This window comes from Roseibium album, from assembly GCF_965233825.1.
Lineage (GTDB): Bacteria > Pseudomonadota > Alphaproteobacteria > Rhizobiales > Stappiaceae > Roseibium > Roseibium album.
This window is the reverse complement of sequence record NZ_OZ247583.1, coordinates 1,871,056-1,890,656: the sequence shown is the minus strand read 5'-3', so window position 1 is coordinate 1,890,656 and position 19,601 is coordinate 1,871,056. Positions and strand designations below refer to the sequence as shown.

Here is a 19,601-nt window from a genome sequence, read left to right as displayed (position 1 = left end):
TCTCCATGATCAAATCTGAGCTGGTTCAGCATATCGCAGAACAGAATCCGCATCTCTACCAGCGGGATGTCGAGAATATCGTCAATGCGATCCTGGATGAAATCACAGAGGCGCTCATGCGCGGAGATCGTGTCGAGCTTCGCGGCTTCGGAGCGTTTTCCGTAAAGAACCGCCCGGCACGCATCGGGCGCAATCCTCGCACCGGACAAAAAGTGGAAGTGGACGAGAAACACGTTCCCTTCTTCAAAACCGGTAAGGAAATGCGTATACGTTTGAACGACGGTGTTGATCACGGCGACGACTGAATCCGGTTCGCACGATCACCCGTTTCAATTCGAGTTCCATACTGACTATTCCGGGAGACCGCTGTGACCCGTTTCATCAAGAATGTGATCCTGTTCGCGATCGCGGTGGTCCTGGTTCCCTTGTCTGTGGCCAACAGGCATACGGTTTCCCTGTCACTGAACCCGTTCGACCCGCAGGACCCCAGACTGACAATTCCCGATGTTCCGTTGTTCTGGGTGATTTTCGCCAGCCTGGGTGTCGGTATTATTGTCGGCGGACTTGGAGCCTGGGCGAGACAGGGCCGGTGGCGCAAGGAAGCGCGGGTCAAGCGGCGTGAAGCCGACAAATGGCATAAGGAAGCCGATCAGCTTCGCGAGATGTCCGCTGCAAATCAACCTGCCACAGGTGTCAAGGGATTGCCGAGGCCGGGCGATCGGTCTGCGGCCTAGAATCTGCTGATGAATGCGAATTATCTCAAGCGATGAGATTGATGCCTGTCTTGAGGATCGGGATGTTCTCGAGACGCTTCGCCGGGCATTCCGTTCGAATATCGTGGCGCCAGTTGCTCCGGATTTAAGGATCGACCGGCTTGACCAACTGGCGGGGCACCTCACTCTCCAACCCGCCTGGACGAACTTTGCCGAACAAAATGATGTGACACGCGGTTATATCGGCTGCAGCCTGAATCTGGACCTTCCCGAGAACAAGGGCTTCGCTTCCAATCTCTATCTTCTCTATTCAGGGACAGGCGGCCAGCCGATAGCGCTCGTTGACGGCATGCGCATGAGAACCTGGCGCACCGCCGGTGTTCATGCGCTCGCAGCATCCTACCTGTCGCGCGAGGACGCACGACGATTGCTCGTGATCGGTGACGACCTTCGCCTGCCACGTCTACTTTCAGCCTACGCGACAGTTCGGAACCTGACATCCATCCTGTTCGCCGGAACATCACCCGAAGTTCGCAAAAAAGCCGCGAGCCAGCCGGAACTTGGTAATGTTCATTTCGGAGTGACCTCCGAAATTCATGCGGCACAAGAAGGCGCGGACATCATCTGCGTGGCGGGTCCCGACAACAGCTCCGGCAGCTATGACACCCTGACCTATCTTGATCCACCGGTCGGATGTCACGTCGACATTCTGGATCCCTCAGCCACGCTTTCCTCCGAGTTGCTTCAAGAGTCCCGACTGTTTTCGTCCGACCTTACGGCGCCCGCGCGTGCGGAACTGGAGTGGGCAGCAGACCTTTCGGATCTGGCCAAGGGATCGAAAGCAGGCAGGCGCTACTATGGCCAAAGAACGCTTTTTCTCCCCGGTGCCCGGACCGGTCTGGCGGACTTTGCAATCGCCGCACACATTTTTTTGAGATCCTGAGATCTGGAATATTCCCCGACAATAGCCACATAAGTGCGCAGTGGAGGATGATTCATCAAAGCGAACACCTGGGGGCCTGCCGAAACAACCGGTAGCCGGGAATACGCTTTGCCAACGTCGTTTTTCAAAGGAGCAGAACATGCTGACGACCCTTGCCTATTCGGCAAGCCTTCCAGCGATTGCGATCGGTCTGATCTTTTACGTTTCAGCCACGTCGGGGCTTGTCTATTAAGCCAAACGAAAGCCGGTTCCCTGGGAACCGGCTTTGTTGTTTCTTCTCAAATTTCATCCAGTCATTTCAGCCGGGGTCATCCATCCCATGACGGCGCCGCCGGCGTCTTTGAGGATTGCTATCCGGCCGATACCTTCCACATCGAACGGTGGTCTGAGAACCTCTCCGCCATGAGCGACTGCCAGTTCGAGGCGTTCATCGACATTGTCGACGGCGATGTAGGACATCCAGTGTTCGGGAACTCCATCGAAGTGGGGACCTTCCATCAGGAACATGCCTCCAACGTGTTTGTCACCAAGGTTTGCAACAATATAAGTGCTGCCACCATCCATTGGCATTTCCGTAAACGTCCACCCGATGGACTTGCCGTAAAACGCTCTGGCTTTTTCCGTGTCCCTGGTCATCAGTTCATTCCAGTAAAAAACACCGTGTTCAACCATCACGACCTCCACTTGGCAACAAATAAGATGGTCAACAGGCTAGCGCCATTGTGACGTCAAGGCCATGGCTCAATGCATGAATGGAAATGAACCTAACCGTCGCGCCTCGTGCCATATCCCGGCAACGTCCATCCCCGCAGGATCGCACCGCCACGCAGTATCAGGGCCACCGCCGCCGCCAGACATGCCGCGACGATCTGCGGTGTACCCATTGCCGCCAAAAGCACGAAGCTGCCAGCGCCGCCAAAAGCCGCGCTGACATAGATTTCAGGCTTGACGATGGAAGATGCCTCGCCTGCGATCGTATCGCGGATTATTCCGCCAAACGTCGCCGTCACCACTCCCATCAGCACCGCCACCAGCACCGTGTCTCCAACGGACATGGCCTTGGCGGCGCCCATGACCGAGTAAGCCGAAATCCCGATCGCGTCGGCCCAGCGCAGCGGCTTGCTCAAACGCTCGATCAGATGCGCAAAAAACCAGACGACAATGCTGACGAACAGACAGACCAGGACATAGGCTTCGTTCTCGACCCAGAAAACCGGGACTCCCAGCAAGAGGTCCCGCAAGGTGCCGCCGCCAATGCCAGTTACCGTCGCGAAAAACAGTAGTGCAATGAAGTCAAGCTGTTTGCGGGAGGCAACAATGCCGCCGGTTACCGCGAAAACGGCCACTCCCAGGTAATCGAGCAGCTGAAGCAGCATCGTGTTCTCCAACAAAAAAGCCGCTTCAACACCAGTCGAAAGCGGCTTTCAAGAAAAGAGTCAAAAGAGATTGCCGTCAAGCGCTCTTGTCGACGGTCTGGCCCGCGTCGCCGTTGCCTTCGGACTGTGGCTGCGGCACTTCCTTTGGACCGCCCTTTGATACGCCGACCATTGCCGGGCGCAGAACACGCTCACCGATGACGTATCCGGCCTGCATGACCTGAACAACAGTATTGTTCGGCACTTCGGTGTTCGGCACTTCAAACATGGCCTGGTGGAAGTTCGGGTCGAATTTCTGACCTTCCGGATCCAGCTTTTTCACACCATTCTTTTCGAGCTGGTTGAGCAGATCACGTTCAATCATTTCAACGCCGTCGATCAGGGCTGCAACACCGGCATCAGCGTTCTTCCGGTCGTCTTCCGGCAGCGCTTCGAGCGCCCGGCGCAGGTTGTCGGATACCGTCAGCATGTCACGCGCAAAGCCCGATACGGCGTATTGCCGTGCATCCCTGACTTCCTTTTCGGTCCGCCGGCGAAGATTTTCCATCTCCGCCATGGTCCGCAGAGCCCGATCCTTCAGATCAGCGTTCTCGGACTTCAGAACCTCTGTCGGATCAACCGCCTCTGCTTCCGCCGTTTCCGGGCTCGATGCCGCGGCTTCGGTCTCCGGAGTTACGCCTGAGGGCTGATCTTCCGGGGTTTTGTTCTCGTCACTCATGAATGTTCCGTTTGGCTCAAACTGTTTGCGGATGCTTATACGACCGGTTGCAGAGATTTCAAAGCAAATCGGCGGACACGCCGTTGCCTGTCCGCCGGATGCGTTCATCTGCTCCGCTGCCGGAGCAACCGCAGCAAATCCAGATTAGATTGCGCTCTTGATCCAGTCAGACAGTTTGCCCTTCGGAGCGGCTCCCACCTGGGTTGCCATGGGCTCGCCATCCTTGAACAGGATCAGCATCGGAATGGAGCGGACGCCATACTTCATGGCCATGTCCTGGTTCTCGTCGATGTTGAGCTTGGTGATTTTCACCGCCCCGTTCATCTCCTCGGAGATTTCCTCAAGGGCCGGCGCAATCATTTTACACGGACCGCACCATTCGGCCCAGAAGTCTACGACAACAGGATCTTCTGATTTCAGAACTTCGGCTTCGAAGGAAGCATCGGTAACTTGGGTGGTAGCCATATCAAGATCTCGTGGTTCGATGTCTCACGCCTACCCTATGTAAACGTGTCAGTTGGCCCGAACGTAGGTAGCGTCACGCCCCTCGTCAAGCCGCACTGCCGTCTGGCTTCAGCGAGGCGAGGGTTCTGTCGAGAATATCGCCGGGAATCTCCATCAACGACGGACCTGAGGTCCACAAGAGATACGCCCGGACGTCACGACCGGGGAAAATCTGGCGCAGCAACCCCCTGTAAACACTCAACTGCGCCCGATACTCGAGCGGAACCGCATCCGTTGTCGAAGGTGGGTAGAGGTTCGTCTTGTAATCCACAATCACAACCCGTTTATCCTCCACCAACAACCGGTCAATCTGCCCTGAGACCTCCACTTCCGTACCATCGGCGGCGCGAATCGTTCCGACAAGAGGAACTTCTGCCTGCGCATCGCCTTCGAAAAGCGGCGCGAAGGCTTCGCCCTGCACGATGGCGACCACTTCCTTCAGAAGCTTCTCCATGTTCCCGGAAAACTGAGGTTTCAAGGCTTGCTTCAGGAACCTTTCGGCAGCTGAAATGCGCTCATCAACCGGAACACCGGGCAAAAGTTCCAGCAACCGGTGCACAAGACGGCCGCGTTCCAGCGGCCACGAAGCCGGTTCCGTGCCTGCCAGCAACCGGTTGGCCGCCGGAACAGGAACGACACCGTCCTTTTCCTCCATCTCCTCGAAGGCTTTTGAGGGTTGCAGCCGTTTTTTCTTCGGCAATGGTGAAACGGTTTCTGTCAACCAGCCGGGCAGGCTTGCCGGACGATCTTCCGGCTGCTGATCCAGAACCGATGTTTCTTCCGAAATATCCAGCGCACTCTCCGATGCGCTTTTTTGCCAACGCCAGGCTACAGTATTCCCTGACGGGTCGCTCAATTCCCGTGCCTCAGGTTTCAGAGCCCGTTCGACAAGCGAATACCAGCATTCTTCATGAGCCCCCCGTTTCGGCTCCCAGCCGCACACGATCAGTCGATCCTCGGCGCGGGTCAGCGCGACGTACAGCAGGCGCCGGTACTCCTCGGCCTGGGCCTCGCGCAAGGTCTCGACCGCCTCGTCGTGCCAGGGTGTCCGGCTGGCTTTCGGCGGCAGCCAGATCAATGCAGGAGGCAGCAATTCGTTTGCCAGTCGTTCGTGTGGCAAAAAAGAGGGGTCATGGATGGCGCTGACGGGCGCAGCACCGGGGTCAACGAGCACGACAGTCTTTGCTTCCAGGCCCTTGGAGCCGTGAACGGTCATGATCCTGACCATGCCCTTGGTGTTGGTCAGCTCTCTCTTGATTTCCGTCGGAGCAGCAGCCATCCAGGCAAGAAACCCTTCCAGGCCTGGCGTCCCGGCCTGTTCATAGGCGATCGTCAGAGCCAGAAACTCGTCCAGAACGTCATCCACTTCCACGCCAAGCCTGGCGCGGAACGCCTTGCGGCCGCCATCGCTCCCCAGAAGCCGGGAGTAGAATTCATAAGGCGGAACGAAGTCGGCACGAGCCCGCCAATCTTCCAGCCGGGTCCTCACGTCATGCCATTGCGGGGACGATTCCGACCGCCTCACCAGCATCTGCCACAATGTACCGGGACGAATTTTCGCCGCCGTTTCCCTGGCTATTTCGAACAGGTTTTCGTCGGTCAGACCGAACAGCGGGCACTTCAGCACAGCGGCGAGCGACAGATCGTCTTCAGGCAACAACATGAACCGTCCGAGCGCAGCAAGATCCTGAACCGCTATGTGGTCCGTCAGAACCAGCCGGTCACTGCCGGCTGCGGGAACATTCAGTTCCTTGAGTTCCCGGTTGAGCGCTTCGACAAACGGCCCCCGCTTGCGCACCAGGATCATTACTTCTCCCGGATCCGCTGTGCCTTCGCGCATCCAGCCGGCGATCTGCGCTGCAATTCGCCTTGCAACCTTCAGCATCGGGCTACCGGACCCGACATGATCGACCGGCAGCCGCCAGTCCTCGGGCTCCTCGATGTCGGCTTCCACCTCGAGAGGCCAGAGATCCACTATTCCGGGATCACGCCTGATGGCTTCATGTACCGGAGCACTGACCTCCTGAGACAAACCACGATGGGCGGATTCCTCTTGAAAAACCCTGTCAACGGCGCCGAGCACGTCGGGTGTCGAACGAAAGGACAATTGCAGATTGACCGAATGAAATTCCTGCTCCGCGGCATCTGCCTGCTTCGAAAATGCGCGCCGCATGGCATCGAAATAGGCCGGGACAGCGCCCTGGAAGGAATAGATCGACTGTTTTTCATCACCGACCGCAAAGAGTGTTCTGGTCCGTTCATGCGCCCCGGCTCCAACAAAAAATTCAGAGGCGAGCGAAGTGACCACGTCCCATTGCCGCGGGCTGGTATCCTGTGCTTCATCGACGAGAATATGATCAAGCCCCTGGTCAAGCTTGTACTGGACCCATTGCGCAGCATCCGATTTCTGCAGCAACGTCGCCGTCTTGACGACAAGATCCTCAAAATCGAGAAAGCCTCGTGCCGTCTTGGCGCGTTCGTAGTGCCGTATCACCGCATCTGCCAACCGGAGCAGCGACGAAGTCCCCTCAAATGTGGCGATATTTCTGCGTTCCTCCAGAAGCGAAAGCAACCGCGACTGCTCGGCGGTCAGCGCTTCCATCATCTCAGGGAAATTCTCTGCCACCTTTTTTGTCGCGAGTGATTTTCGAGGATCCAGTTTCGATGTCAAAAAGACCGGCAGCCACGCCGCCCGGAAAGTTTCCGGGTCTTTCTGACGGGCAGCCTCAACGAGTGCTTCGGCACGCGCCTGATCTGTCTTGGCCCCCGTTTTCAAGGCTTCCGCGTAACTCAGGCAGGTGTTCCGATCGAACGGACAGCCGGTCCTGAAACGCGCGTCGAATTCGTCAAGCCGGTCGGACCCGTCAACACCCAGAAGCCCGGCAAGTTCTTCAATAGCGTCGTCAAGGCTGCCTGCGTCAACCGTCCAGCGGCGGAACGCATCACGGCTCTGGATCAGTTCCTCCAACGCCTTCTGTGCGCCGCCATCGCTCATGAGCGATATGACGGAAGCAAGTGCCTGGCCAAGGTGACTGGCCGGTTCAGATTCCGCCCGGTGAAGTACGGTCCCGCGCGCTTCTGCCATCAGCTCAGCGGCAACCCGGTCGTCAAGCACGGAAAAATGACCGGCGACGTTTGCTTCCAACGGGAACTGGTGAAGCAAGGCTTCGCAAAATCCGTGGATCGTCTGGATCTTCAGACCACCTGGTGTTTCCAGCGCCCGGGCAAACAACCGACGCGCCATTGCCAGCCGCGCAGCATCGGGCTTGCGCCCCTCAATGTCCCGAAGCTCGGCGGCGAGCGTTTCATCGGGCATGGTCACCCAGGCGCCGAGGTTGCCGAAGACACGGTTCGCCATTTCCGCCGCCGCAGCCTTTGTGAACGTCAGCGCCAGAATGCGGCTCGGGTCTGTCCCGTCCAGTAACAGCCGGACCACCCGGCGCGACAGCACGAATGTCTTTCCGGAACCGGCATTGGCGCTCACCCATGCCGATGCGCGTGGACGAGACGCAAGGTCCTGGCGTTTTCTGGTCAGTTCGGGAACCTGAATACCGCTCATGTCGGTTCCTCGCCTCCCAACGCCCATTCCTGGGTGCGTGCCAGGTGATCGTAGTCACCATCCATCGCCCTGCCGCGCATAACCCGGGCACGGGAGAGGTAACCGGTTTGCGGATTGCAATAGTGAGCGATCAATTGTTCCAGGCGTTGCCAGGCATCCTCAATGAGGTCTTCCAAGGATGTTTCCCTGGGATTGCGTGGAACCGGATCAGCACCGTCTTTCAGTTGCAGATAAAGCAGTTCGGAGATCTGCTTTCCTGATGGAACATCCTTGAACCCGGACCTCCTGATCATGGCAGCTTCCAGAGGCAACTGGGGAGACAACAACGCATCGACCTGCTTCTGGGACGGGATCTGCCCCGTCTTGTAGTCAATGACAGCCAGGTCTCCGGTTGTCATAAGATCAATACGGTCCGCGCGTCCCCGCAGCCGGAAATCGAAGCCCGGCAGCGTGAGTTCCACACCGCCACCAATCTCAAGAAACCGTTCCTCGACCGCTTTCGAACGTCGTTCCTCAAAGGCCACAAATCCTGTCGCGATCTTCTGGAACCGTGGCCACCACAACGCCCGAACGGCCGGAAAGGCATCGAGAGGCTCGAATAGTTTTTCGCCGATCTCCTTGAGGGCTGCAACGGCGCTGTCATCAAACGGTCCCGACCAGGTTGCGAGAAACTCGGCCAGGGCGTCGTGGATCAGGGTTCCCTTGTCGGCTGCTCCCGGTTCGCCGCCGATGGGATCCACCGCCTGCAGCTCCAGGACGTGACGGGCATAGATCGCATAGGGATCGCGGATCAGTCGCTCGATCTCCGTGATCGACAGCGATTTCGGTCTTGCACCGAGAGCGGGAGCTGGAACAGGCCGTTTTGCCGGCCTAACCGGACCATCCGGCTGGTCCAGAAGACCAGCCAGTTTTGCGTATGTACCTCCGCGCAGCTCCATCGAACGGGTCGCGTCGGGACCTGCGAGCGTCGTCAGTCGCTGCAGCCAGCGGGAGGCGACCGTGGGGGCGCCGTCAGCGCGTGCGGCTCGAGACAGGAGTACCCGTCTTGCTCCGAGCCCCTGAGCGAAATCATGGGCTGCGGCACCAAGTCGCCTTTCCGGCGGCTCCAGACCGATGTCCCGCTTCATGGGTCTGCTCAACCAGGGATCATTGCGGGTTCGTTGCGGCCAGATACCTTCATTGAGCCCGCCCAGGATCACGAAATCAAATGTCTGAAGACGCGCCTCCATCGGACCGAGTATCTGTACTCTCTGATCTCCCGGAAGCCTTCGGCGCACCGCCTGTCCCGCCATCAATGCAGGCAACACGGTCGGCCATTCGCCGGGCGGCACATCCAGGCCGCTCGACCCACCTTCAAGAAGGTCACTCAGAAACTGTGCGAGACCCTCACCCGCCTCTCCGGCATAAAGCTCATCAAAGGAACCGGTATCGTCCGTCGCCACGGCCTGGATGACCTCAATATGAAGCCGCGCAAGGTCGGTGACCGAGATCGCTTCAGTGCTTTCACCGAGATCTTCCAATGGTGCCAGGGCGACCGCGAGCCTTTCGACAAGGTCGACAATCACATCCCAGTCCGCTTCGTGCACTTTCTTCCAGCGCGGTATGTGCGCGTTGTCCACTTCCTCGCGGCTGGCTTCGACCGCAGCACGCAAACCGCCGGTTCCGGGTCTTGCACGCGGACCACGGATGACGCCGCGTTCCAATGCACGCGCGGCGGAACGGATATCCTTGAACGGCAAACCGAAACGTGCGAGCGGGTGCTTGAGCAACGCCAGAAGGTCGATCGGTTCACATCCATTCAAGGCCAGCTTTGCTGCAAGGACCGACAGGATCGCCGGAGCAGTCTGGTCGAGCGGACGCCCGGCACTGTCATCCACCTGGATGTTCCATCGTGACAATTCCGCCGCGACCCGTCGGGTCAGCATCCTGTCCGGTGAAATCAACGCCGCCATTTCATTCCGCTCAATCGCCTCACGCAAGGCAATCGACAGGCTCAGGGCTTCATCCGCTTCGTTGCGCGCCACCAGAATTGCGACATCTTCGAGAGCTTCTGCACGATCGGACTTTCCCGTTTCTGCAAGGAAGCCAGTCCAGGCGTCGGACGTATCGGCGGGCCGCAAGGCTTCAGAAACAAGTGTTTCCCTGAGTGTCCTCGCACGATCGGGAATCTCCCCGAGAGTTGCGACATCAGGACGGGAAACACCGAGCCGGTCGAGCAGTTGCTTGAGCGAGTATTGCGGATGAGACGGCAAGGTCGCCATGCCCTTGTCGATCCGCGCAGCGTTTGTCGTTGCACCGGCGCTACGTTGCCCAAGCGTTGCCCAGGACCTGTTATCGAGATGCTGATCAAGCCCCGGAAGCACGATGACGCCCTGCTTCAATCCGGCAACAACTTTCAAAAGTTCTGCGGTTGCAGGCACTGATCCGGTAACCCCGGCGACGATGACGGGGTTACCAGGTGCTGCCTTTGCAAGACGCTGAGCTTCCCGACGTATCAGCGCGGACCTGCGCGCTTTCGGATCCATCTGTCCCCGTTCGGCAAGGTGGGTCGGCCAGGCTTCCTGCACGATCTTCAGAAAATCCAGCGTGATCTGCCAATAGCGCGCAAAATCCTCCGGAACGAGCGCGGTCAGTTCACTCCAGTCCGCCTCCTCGGTCTCAACCTCGTCCATCAGTGACAGCAGATCTGCGGCGAGCCAGGCGGCATCCGCAGTGGAAGCGGGAACACCCAGGGGTTCGTCCAGACGCAAGCTCAGCGCTTCCCGGCGCAGGGTTCCCTTCCAGGCCTTGACGAGCCGGGTCATTGCCAGGTGACGCTCTAGCAGGGGCATCGCCGGTGGCAGGGGCGCAAGATCGATGTCAGCCGCGAGGCTCTGAGCGTCTTCATCCGCATCGCCAACGGGCCTGATATCGGGCAGAAGTACCGGTATTCCACCGAACTTCTTCTGAAAGACCTGCGGAAGCAGCCGTGCAGAGCGCCGCGTCGGCAGATACAGTGTCACCGAAGGCAAAAGGTGAGGATTGTCCTGGGGACAAAATCCCGGAACCAGGGCGCCTTCAACAAGCTTGTCGACGAGAGTTTCGAGGAAGGGAACGGATGGCGGAACCGAATAGAGACGCGCGCGCTCGGCCATTCTAAAACCCTTTTGAAGAATACGGAGCCGCTCGACCCGGTCTTCGGTTATGGCGACACAATCGGCTTGCATCCGTGCGCGCGTGTTTTGAAGCGCAAAGTTGTCCGCCTTTCAACTGGCGAAGCATCTGATCGGCATTCCATTGGATGCGGGATGTCTTGCGCATATTCTGCACTTTGACCCCAGTGGCAACCAGCGGAATGGAAAGTCGCCCTTCTGGTCCGAAACTCGGCCCATCTTCCTCGCTGCCGAGCAGGTCCGATACCGTGCACCGAACGTCGCTCCGCGTCTCGGAAATGAGCCGATCTGGATCCATCAAGAGGCTCCGTGTACTTCAATTGGACTACCGGCCAAACGCTCACATACGACTTTGAATCGCTGAATGTGGTCTTGCCCGGATACAAGGCGCAAGCTTGCAGGAAACAACCCGATTTTCAAGAGCTTGCGACGCTGTTGCCAGCCTAATCCACCTCGTCGCCAAGCGGGACCAACACGGCTTTGAATTGCTTTGCCAGGCGCTTCAGCTGGCAGCAACATTGCTGGTTGCGTTTTTCCCGGTCGATTCTGGCTGTTTCCAGCACCGTTTCGACTTTTTGTCTGAGCGCGCTGCCTAGGCGGCGCTGCCACCAACGGCATATTCCGCAGCACGGATTGCATCCGGTGTGCCTATGTGAAGCCACAGACCTTCCATCTGAACACCGAACAGGCGCCCTGATTCGATTGCCCGGTCAAACAGGATGTTCATCGAGAACGGTCCCTCCGGTGCGTCCTCGAAAAATCGCGGATGCAGGATCGCCGCCCCCGCATAGGCAAAGGGTGTCACGCCTTTTTCCAACCGTCTGGTAAGACTGCCGTCTTTCGACATTTCGAAGTCCCCCCGACCTGCATACCCGACGGACTTGACTGTTTCGGCGACCAGGAGAAGGGCATCCATGCGGTCCTCGTCCCAGGCATCAACCATGTGTTCCAGGTTCGGTTTGACGCCTTCGATCCAGTAGCAGGTATCGGCGTTCAACTGGAAGAACGGATCTGCACCAAGCAGCGGAAGCGCATTCTTGATGCCGCCCCCGGTTTCCAGCAGTTGCTCGCGTTCATCGGAGATGAGGATTTCCATGTCACTGCGGCGGCGCACATGAACTTCGACAAGATCGGCAAGGTAATGCACGTTGACCACGCATGTCCTCACTCCTGCCGCGGCCAGCCGGTCCATACCGTGGTCAATCAGCGCCTGGCCATTGACTTCGATCAGCGGCTTGGGCGTGGTCGCGGTCAGAGGACGCATCCTCTTGCCAAGGCCTGCGGCCAGGATCATTGCTTTTGATGGGCGGAACCGCTGTTGATTCATTTTTTCACTCGAATGATTGTGCCCGGCATCGCACGACCTGTTTTTCAGAACCGGAAACGTCCGTACCAGTCTTTCAAGCCCGACATGCCCGGCCTTTCAAGAACGCGATCCAGATAGCCTATCATGCGCGGCAAATGGCTCAAATAAGCCGGCTTGGCATCACGCCGCGCCAGCCGGACGAAAATCCCGAGGATCTTCGAAACTCGCTGAACCGCCATTACCGAATAGGCGTCTGAAAAGCTGGCCCTGTCGAACCCCGGAGACTGCTTCTCCATCCCGGAGACATAAGCATCATACAGACTGGTTTCCAGCTCGACACTCATTTCGGTTCGAGCGTCCAGCAAAAGAGAGGCAACATCATAGGCGACGGGGCCGATCACCGTATCCTGCAAATCGATCAATCCGATCCTGTCGATGCCGCCTGCCGCTTCCTGCCACAGCAAATTTGGGGAATGGAAGTCCCGAAGCACCCATCCCCGTTGCGCACCGGAAACACGATCCAGGTTCTGATGCCAAAGAGCTGCAAATTCCGCGCGCAAGGACGCATCAACAGGATCTCCCGAGATTTCGGGGACATACCAGTCCAGAAACAAGGCAGCTTCCGCAATGAGCGCCGCATCCGAGTAATGCGGAACCTCATAGGTCCCTCCCTCCTTAAGCCGGACACTCTCGGGCCAACTTTGCCGGTGGAGGTGAACAAGGATATCGATGGCGACACGGTAGCGCGCAGGTTCCGGACGGCCATCGACCACAATCGTTTCGCTGCCGAAGTCCTCGGAAAGAACGAGACCATTTTCAAGGTCGGCCGAAAAGGTTTCCGGCGCCCTGATCCCCCGCCGGCGCAGCTCAGAACCGATCGCAAGAACGGAGCGGCAGTCCTGCGCCAGATGGACACGGGTCATGTATGCCCTGACGTCTTCCGAAACGGTACCTTCCCGAAAGGGCCAGCGCATCAGAACAGATCTTCCGGATATCGATGCGATGCTTTCGAACGTCCGCAAGGAGGCATCTCCGGCCAGAAACCGGCGGTTGGCACTACCGAGACCTGCATTTTCCAGGAAATCTCGAACACCGAGCGTCTGCTCGATGCGCTGCTGCCAGTCCGGGTTTTCGGAATGGAAAACGAACCGCCTGTTGTCCGTCTCTTCATCCGGCTGGACAATCTGTATCCACAAGGCATCCCGCGGGAGCAGGCTTTCCGCCCTTTCGGGCCACTCGATCAGTGCGGCTCCTGTTTCCAGAAGATCTTCAAGACCGAGTTCTTCCAGCTCTTCCGGTTCTTCAAGACGATAGAGATCGAAGTGTGACAGGTCGAACCGCGGGAATTCGTAAGTCTGCACCAGTGTGAAAGTCGGGCTTGGTACTTCCAGACCCACGTCCGCCGCGAAAGTTCTGATCAAGGCACGTGCAAAAGTGGATTTGCCGGCTCCCAGGTCTCCGGAGAGGCACACAACATCCCCCGCCTTCAGGATCATGGCGATGTCATCCGCCAACTGCCCTGTTTCAGTTTCGCCGGATGTCTCCAGTGTCAGGAATGATGCAGGCAATTGCCGCAGCCGGTGCTCTGCCATGGGCCGTCCTGTTTATTCGGCGGCGACCTGGTCCGCCAATTCGGGGCGCGCCGGAAACACGCATGTGACGGTTGTCCCCTTGCCTTCTGCGGATTCGATATCAACCGTACCGCCGTGAAGCTCAACAAAACTCTTCACGATGGCCAATCCAAGTCCGGCACCCTGCCTGCGGCTGCCGGTGTCGTGGCCGACAAAGCGGTTGAAGACCTGGGCGAGAATTTCGGCCGGTATGCCATAGCCATGGTCCTGCACCACGAAGGAAACCTTGTCGTCCTCCCGGTTGCAGCTCACATCGACGACGCCGTTTTCTTCCGAATAGCGCACAGCATTGGCAATCAGGTTGAACAGGACCTGCCGGAGCCTTTTCTCATCTGCAACGATGACGCCGATGTTTTCAGGCACATTGGTTCGGAGATTGATCTTTGCTTCGGCAATTCGGTCTTTCAGCCCTTCGACGGCTGCCGATACGGTGGAGGCAACATCGACCTCACCCAGATCGAGTTCCATGATACCGGCATCAAGCGTCGCCAGATCAAGAATGTCATTGATGATTGCAAGAAGTGCCGAAGAAGACGACTGAATATATTCGGCATATTCACCCTGTTTTTCGGACAGTTCTCCGAACTTCGGATCCGACAGCAGTTGGGCAAATCCGATGATATTGGTCAGCGGTGAGCGCAATTCGTAGGAAACGTGCTGGATAAAGGCGTTCTTGATCTGATCGGCCTGCTGCAGCGCCTCGTTCTTCTCAAGCAGGGCGCGTTCGACATTCACGCTGTCCGTCACGTCGACGAAGGTTACCAGCGTCCCGCCATCCGGCAACGGGACGGTGGCATAATCAAGAACATCGCCATTGTGGCGTTCAAGACGGCTGACCTTGTGCGTGCGATTGTCGAGGAGGCCGGTGACATTTCCAGCCAGCTGTTCCCAGGCGTTTTCTTCCGTTTCGCTGAGTGTACAGGCCGAGACGACTTCGTTGACGTGCGGCAACTCAGCCAACTGGTCTTCCTCGAGCTGCCAGATACGGCCGAATGCCGGGTTCCAGAGGCGCAGACGGCCATCGGACCCGAACACGGCAACGGCTTCGGACAGATTATCGAGAGTTTCACCCTGAACCCGGGTCAGCGCGTTGTACCTGCTTTCCAGGTCAAGCCGCTCGGTGAAGTTTTCATAGATATAAGTGACGCCGCCCTGCGGATGGGGGTTCGCAATGACACGCAAGGTGCGGCCATCGGGCAAATGCCACCAGCTTTCCCGCGCTTCCAGCGACTGGTAGCTTTTCAGCATCTTGTTGCGCCAGACCCGGTAGTCGGCCTGTTCGGGCAGTTTGCGCGAGGCACGAAGCGCATCCAGGACAGTGCTGTCTTCCGGGCGGCTCTCCAGGAAGGCATCATCCAGGTCCCAGAGCTGACGGAATGCAGCATTGTAAAACTGCAGCTTGCGATCGCTGCCGTAAATTGCGACCGCGGCGGCAAGCTGGTCCAGCGTGCGGCCATGAAATTCCTCGGCCCTGCCGAGTTCCTTGCGCGCCTGTTCAAGCTCACTGATGTCAACGGCAATACCGGCACCGCCGACACTCGCGTTGACATCGGTGACTTCAAACACGCACCGGTCGCCGGAGGCGACAATGGGAATGCGTGCCGAGAAGCACCCATCTTCGGTGCGCTGCACGGCCATGGCTGTACGGGCTGCAGCGTCCAGGAATGTCGCCCCTTCCCTGATTGCACTTTCCGCATCGGTCATCTCAACGGCTTCGGCGTATGCCGCATTGGCCCAGATCAGTTTGCCTTCCGCGTCCCGCTGCCAGGCCGGAGCGGGCATGGCGTCCAGCAATGCGTGCAGCATATGGAGCTCGCCGGAAATTCTGGCGTTGCGTGCGGACAGTTCCGCCTGCATCTGCCGTTCGCCGGTCAGATCGCGCAAACGCAGGACAACCGCGCCACCGGTGGTGCGCCCCAGGGCCTCCACATAAGTGCCCGTGCGTGTCTTCAATGTTGCGGTAAAGGCCTCGCCGGTCCGAAACAGCATATCCAGATGCCGCTCGAGATCGCCGGCACATTTGGTCGTGAGCCAGCTTCCAAGTGCAAGGAGCTGCGCAGGAGGACGCGGCACACCCGATTTTTCAGGAAGAATGCCCCAGATCTGCGGGACGGCACCGTTGCCGGTCCAGACGATCACACGCTGCTCATCCGTGTTGAGCATGGCCTCCAGCCGATCGATCCGGAATTTCAGGTCGCTCTTTTCCTTTTCAAGCGATGCAGTTACCTGAGCGGACTGCTTGCGATGCCTGACAAGGGAGACAGCCGCGGTTACGGCAAAGGCGCACATGCCACCGACTGCGCCAACAAGGATCATTGCACCCGGATTGATCGCGGCTGTGGTATCGGCGAGCATGTTCGCTGCCGCCGGACCCGACATAAGTCCGCAGCCCGCCAGAGCCGTGCTGCCGAGCTTCAACGATTTCAGACTCCGATCTCGCCACGCCGCGCTTTTGAGCGCGCCGTCCTTGCTGCCTTTCGGCATATTATGATCCCCTTACGCCGCCTATCCCGCCTTGCGGGAGCAGCCCCCGGATTCTGGGAGCAAATCAAAGGCATCCGCCTCTTGGCCCCTGATTCGCTTAAACCATAACCTTTTTGAGAATCACGCAGAAGAGTCCGTAACCGAAAAGTTAACAGAACCCTTCAAATTGAAGGGTTCTGCATTTTTTTGTTCACATGGCCGAATCGTGGCGATTACCACATGTAGTGGGCCAGTTTTGTGAAATCAGTATTTGTAGTGCTCTGCCTTGAACGGACCAGCCTTATTAATCCCCAGATAATCAGATTGATTGTCCGTCAATTCGGTTAACGTGACACCCAGTTTTTCAAGGTGCAGACGGGCAACCTTTTCATCCAGGTGCTTCGGCAGAACATACACTTCGTTCTTGTACTGATCGCCCTTGGAGTAGAGCTCGATCTGCGCCAGAACCTGGTTGGTGAAACTCGCGGACATCACGAAGCTCGGATGACCGGTCGCATTGCCGAGATTTACCAGGCGTCCCTGTGACAAGAGGATCATGCGCTTGCCGTCCGGAAATTCGTACATGTCGACCTGGTCCTTGACCGGGCGGCACTTGGTGTTCTTCAGAGCGGCAACCTGAATTTCATTGTCGAAGTGGCCAATGTTGCAGACGATGGCCATGTCCTTCATGCCACGCATGTGGTCGAAGGTGATAATGTCCTTGTTGCCTGTCGCGGTGACGTAGATGTCGCCTTCCGGCAGTGCCTGTTCCATGGTCTTGACCTCAAAGCCGTCCATGGAAGCCTGCAGCGCGCAGATCGGGTCGATTTCAGTAACGATGACCCGGGCGCCGGCGCCTGCCAGAGACTGAGCGGAGCCCTTGCCGACATCGCCATAACCGCAAACAACGGCAACCTTGCCGGACATCATCACATCGGTGCCGCGCCGAATTCCATCGACGAGAGATTCACGGCAACCGTAACGGTTGTCGAACTTCGACTTGGTGACACTGTCGTTGACATTGATCGCCGGGAACGGCAGCGCGCCCTTCTTCTGCATTTCGTAAAGACGAAGGACACCGGTGGTGGTTTCTTCCGAAACACCCTGGATCAGCTCTTTCTGCTTTGTGAACCAGCCCGGATGAGAGGCCATGCGCTTCTTGATCTGAGCGAAGAGGCACTCTTCCTCCTCCGAAGTCGGGTTCTCGATGAGGCCGGTTTCACCAGCTTCAACGCGTGCACCCATCAGGATGTAAAGCGTTGCATCGCCGCCATCATCCAGGATCATGTTGGCGCCATCGGGGAAATCGAAGATCTTGTCGGCATAATCCCAATATTCTTCCAGTGTCTCGCCCTTGATAGCGAAAACCGGAACACCAGCCGCTGCGATCGCAGCTGCTGCCTGATCCTGAGTGGAATAGATGTTACAGGACGCCCAACGGACTTCGGCGCCCAGAGCAACCAGCGTCTCGATCAGCACTGCTGTCTGGATGGTCATATGCAGAGAGCCGGCAATGCGTGCGCCCTTCAGCGGCTTGGTTTCGCCAAATTCCGCACGGCATGCCATCAGGCCCGGCATTTCGTGTTCGGCGATTTCGATCTCTGTGCGGCCCCAGTCTGCGAGCCCGATGTCTTTGACGATGTAGTCAGTCATGAAAATGTCCTGCTGTTGGATCCAGCTTTGTGCGCCGGCCTTGTGAAAGCAGCTGCCCTGTTGCCGATCAGTGAACGTCACGGGTTCGGCAGCCGCCAGCCGGATTCCGGTTCAAGCCGGAAGCCGTTGGGTGCGGTTATAGCGCCCGAATCCACTTCTCGCAATAAAGATATAAAGAATTCTTTATATGATTTTTTTCAACTGCGGTTCACCGCTGATAAAGGTCTTCCCTGGAAGGCGGCAGTCCGGAAGGCCCTTTCGTACGGCGGGACGCGACGGTCTGGAAGATACCGATGGACCCGCGGTCGAAACCGAGGGATACACCGCACAGATAGGCCAGCCAGAGACGGTATTTCTGTTCACCGATGTCCGCGATTGCCGCGTCCCTGACCGCCATCAGGTTTTCGGCCCAAAGGCGCGTGGTGCGGGCATAGTGTTCACGCCATGCCTCCACGTCGTGAACTTCAAATCCGTGCGCTTCCAGATTTGTCAGTGTCCAGCCGATATGGTCCACTTCTCCACCAGGGAAGATATAGCGTACCAATGCCTGGTACTCCGGCTTCTTTCGGCGAAACTTCTTCAGGTCCTTCTTGCCGCGCCGAGTGATTGCGTGGTGCAGATAGATCCCCCGCGGCTTGAGCAGCCGATGCACGCTCTGGAAATAATTGTCGTAGTTGTCCAGACCGACGGCTTCGAACATGCCGATTGAGGAAATCTTGTCGAACCGTTCGCCCTTCATGTCGCGGTAATCGATCAACTCGACCGAAACCTTGTCCTCAAGACCACGCTCCGCGATCCTTTCGCGCGCAAGTTTGAGCTGCTCTTCGGCAAGGGTCACACCGACCGCCGTCACGCCATAATGTTCCGCCGCATGGCAGATCAGGGCCCCCCAACCGCAACCGATATCGAGCATCCGGTCGCCAGGCTTCAGGCGAAGTTTCCTGCAAATCATGTCCAGCTTGTCTTTCTGGGCTGTTGCCAGATCATTGGACCAATCGCGGAAATATGCGCACGTATAAACCATCTCGGGGTCAAGAAAGAGCTTATAGAAGTCATTTGAGACGTCGTAGTGAAAGGCGATGTCGTCCTTCCGGCTGCCGGAGCCTCTGTCGGCCACCGTGCCGGCGTCCAGACCCTCTTCCTGTTGCCGGGCGCCGGTGTCCTTTGCACCCAGTAGCAGCGGTACCGCGTTTTTCAGCAGCAACATCTTGTTCAGCCGCTTGCGCAGTTCCCGGCTTTTGATCTTGGGTCTTCTCTCGGCGAATTCGAAGATTGTTCCGCCGCGCGGGTCGATCTCTCCGGTGGAATAAAGGTCGACGACGGTCTTGATACCCGGACTGCGAAGCAGCCTGGTTAGAGCTTTGGGTGCCAGCGCAATCCGAAGTCCGTCCGCTGCTGCATCCGCCGGGACGAGAGATCCGTCCCATAATTCGAATGCAAACTGCAGATCCAGTGCCTGATGAAGATGAGAGAGCACGGACCGTGCCGCTGAAATCGTCCGGTCACCGGATTGGCTTGCCATAACATTCCCCACCAAGTTTACGGCATATGATCCGCGTCTTGACACCCTTTCGAACCGGCAC

14 protein-coding genes are annotated in these 19,601 nt (G+C 58.0%); 3 read left to right on the top strand and 11 right to left on the bottom strand.

What is annotated here, in order from left to right; translation table 11 throughout:
- Positions 1-5 precede the first annotated feature (5 nt).
- The 3 genes from ACO6TI_RS08810 to ACO6TI_RS08800 all read left to right on the top strand — a co-directional run bounded on the left by ACO6TI_RS08810 (position 6) and on the right by ACO6TI_RS08800 (position 1,656).
- Positions 6-305 (top strand): integration host factor subunit beta, encoded by a 300-nt coding sequence (locus tag ACO6TI_RS08810; RefSeq protein WP_008191762.1) that lies wholly within the window; start codon positions 6-8, stop codon positions 303-305.
- 63 nt (positions 306-368) lie between these two features.
- Positions 369-734 (top strand): lipopolysaccharide assembly protein LapA domain-containing protein, encoded by a 366-nt coding sequence (locus ACO6TI_RS08805; protein WP_055119316.1) that lies wholly within the window; start codon positions 369-371, stop codon positions 732-734.
- Between the two features lie 13 nt (positions 735-747).
- Positions 748-1,656 (top strand): ornithine cyclodeaminase, encoded by a 909-nt coding sequence (locus ACO6TI_RS08800; RefSeq protein WP_348315834.1) that lies wholly within the window; start codon positions 748-750, stop codon positions 1,654-1,656.
- Positions 1,657-1,941: 285 nt separating this feature from the next.
- Here the strand turns inward: ACO6TI_RS08800 and ACO6TI_RS08795 are convergent, their stop codons facing one another.
- From ACO6TI_RS08795 to ACO6TI_RS08745, 11 genes are all read right to left on the bottom strand, one after another.
- Entirely contained in the window at positions 1,942-2,328 is a 387-nt protein-coding gene (locus tag ACO6TI_RS08795; protein WP_422384770.1) for a VOC family protein, read from the bottom strand.
- 92 nt (positions 2,329-2,420) lie between these two features.
- Positions 2,421-3,032 carry a trimeric intracellular cation channel family protein gene (locus ACO6TI_RS08790; RefSeq protein WP_104701431.1) on the bottom strand — a complete coding sequence of 204 codons (612 nt, stop codon included), beginning with the start codon at positions 3,030-3,032 and terminating at the stop codon, positions 2,421-2,423.
- A 76-nt stretch (positions 3,033-3,108) separates the two neighbouring features.
- Complete coding sequence (gene grpE / locus ACO6TI_RS08785) at positions 3,109-3,750, bottom strand: nucleotide exchange factor GrpE (protein ID WP_055119771.1); 642 nt, start codon at positions 3,748-3,750, stop codon at positions 3,109-3,111.
- A gap of 144 nt (positions 3,751-3,894) precedes the next feature.
- Positions 3,895-4,215, bottom strand: coding sequence for a thioredoxin (gene trxA / locus ACO6TI_RS08780; protein ID WP_029064241.1), 321 nt, complete (start codon positions 4,213-4,215; stop codon positions 3,895-3,897).
- An 85-nt stretch (positions 4,216-4,300) separates the two neighbouring features.
- Complete coding sequence (addA, locus tag ACO6TI_RS08775; RefSeq protein ID WP_422384769.1) at positions 4,301-7,813, bottom strand: double-strand break repair helicase AddA; 3,513 nt, start codon at positions 7,811-7,813, stop codon at positions 4,301-4,303.
- The gene (addB, locus tag ACO6TI_RS08770; protein WP_422384768.1) at positions 7,810-10,947 is read right to left on the bottom strand and encodes a double-strand break repair protein AddB; all 3,138 of its coding nucleotides are present in this window, start codon (positions 10,945-10,947) and stop codon (positions 7,810-7,812) included. Before addB ends, addA begins: the two co-directional genes overlap by 4 nt.
- Before the next feature lie 610 nt (positions 10,948-11,557).
- Complete coding sequence (locus ACO6TI_RS08765) at positions 11,558-12,292, bottom strand: nucleotidyltransferase family protein (protein WP_055119306.1); 735 nt, start codon at positions 12,290-12,292, stop codon at positions 11,558-11,560.
- Positions 12,293-12,336: 44 nt separating this feature from the next.
- Positions 12,337-13,863, bottom strand: coding sequence for a tRNA (adenosine(37)-N6)-threonylcarbamoyltransferase complex ATPase subunit type 1 TsaE (gene tsaE / locus ACO6TI_RS08760; protein WP_196891867.1), 1,527 nt, complete (start codon positions 13,861-13,863; stop codon positions 12,337-12,339).
- 12 nt (positions 13,864-13,875) lie between these two features.
- Positions 13,876-16,386: an ATP-binding protein gene (locus tag ACO6TI_RS08755; RefSeq protein ID WP_422384767.1), complete on the bottom strand. Its 2,511-nt coding sequence runs from the start codon at positions 16,384-16,386 to the stop codon at positions 13,876-13,878.
- Positions 16,387-16,629: 243 nt separating this feature from the next.
- On the bottom strand, positions 16,630-18,018 hold the full coding sequence (gene ahcY, locus ACO6TI_RS08750) for an adenosylhomocysteinase (protein WP_104701836.1): 1,389 nt from the start codon (positions 18,016-18,018) through the stop codon (positions 16,630-16,632).
- A gap of 208 nt (positions 18,019-18,226) precedes the next feature.
- Positions 18,227-19,540: an SAM-dependent methyltransferase gene (locus ACO6TI_RS08745; protein WP_055119302.1), complete on the bottom strand. Its 1,314-nt coding sequence runs from the start codon at positions 19,538-19,540 to the stop codon at positions 18,227-18,229.
- Between the last annotated feature and the right edge of the window lie 61 nt (positions 19,541-19,601).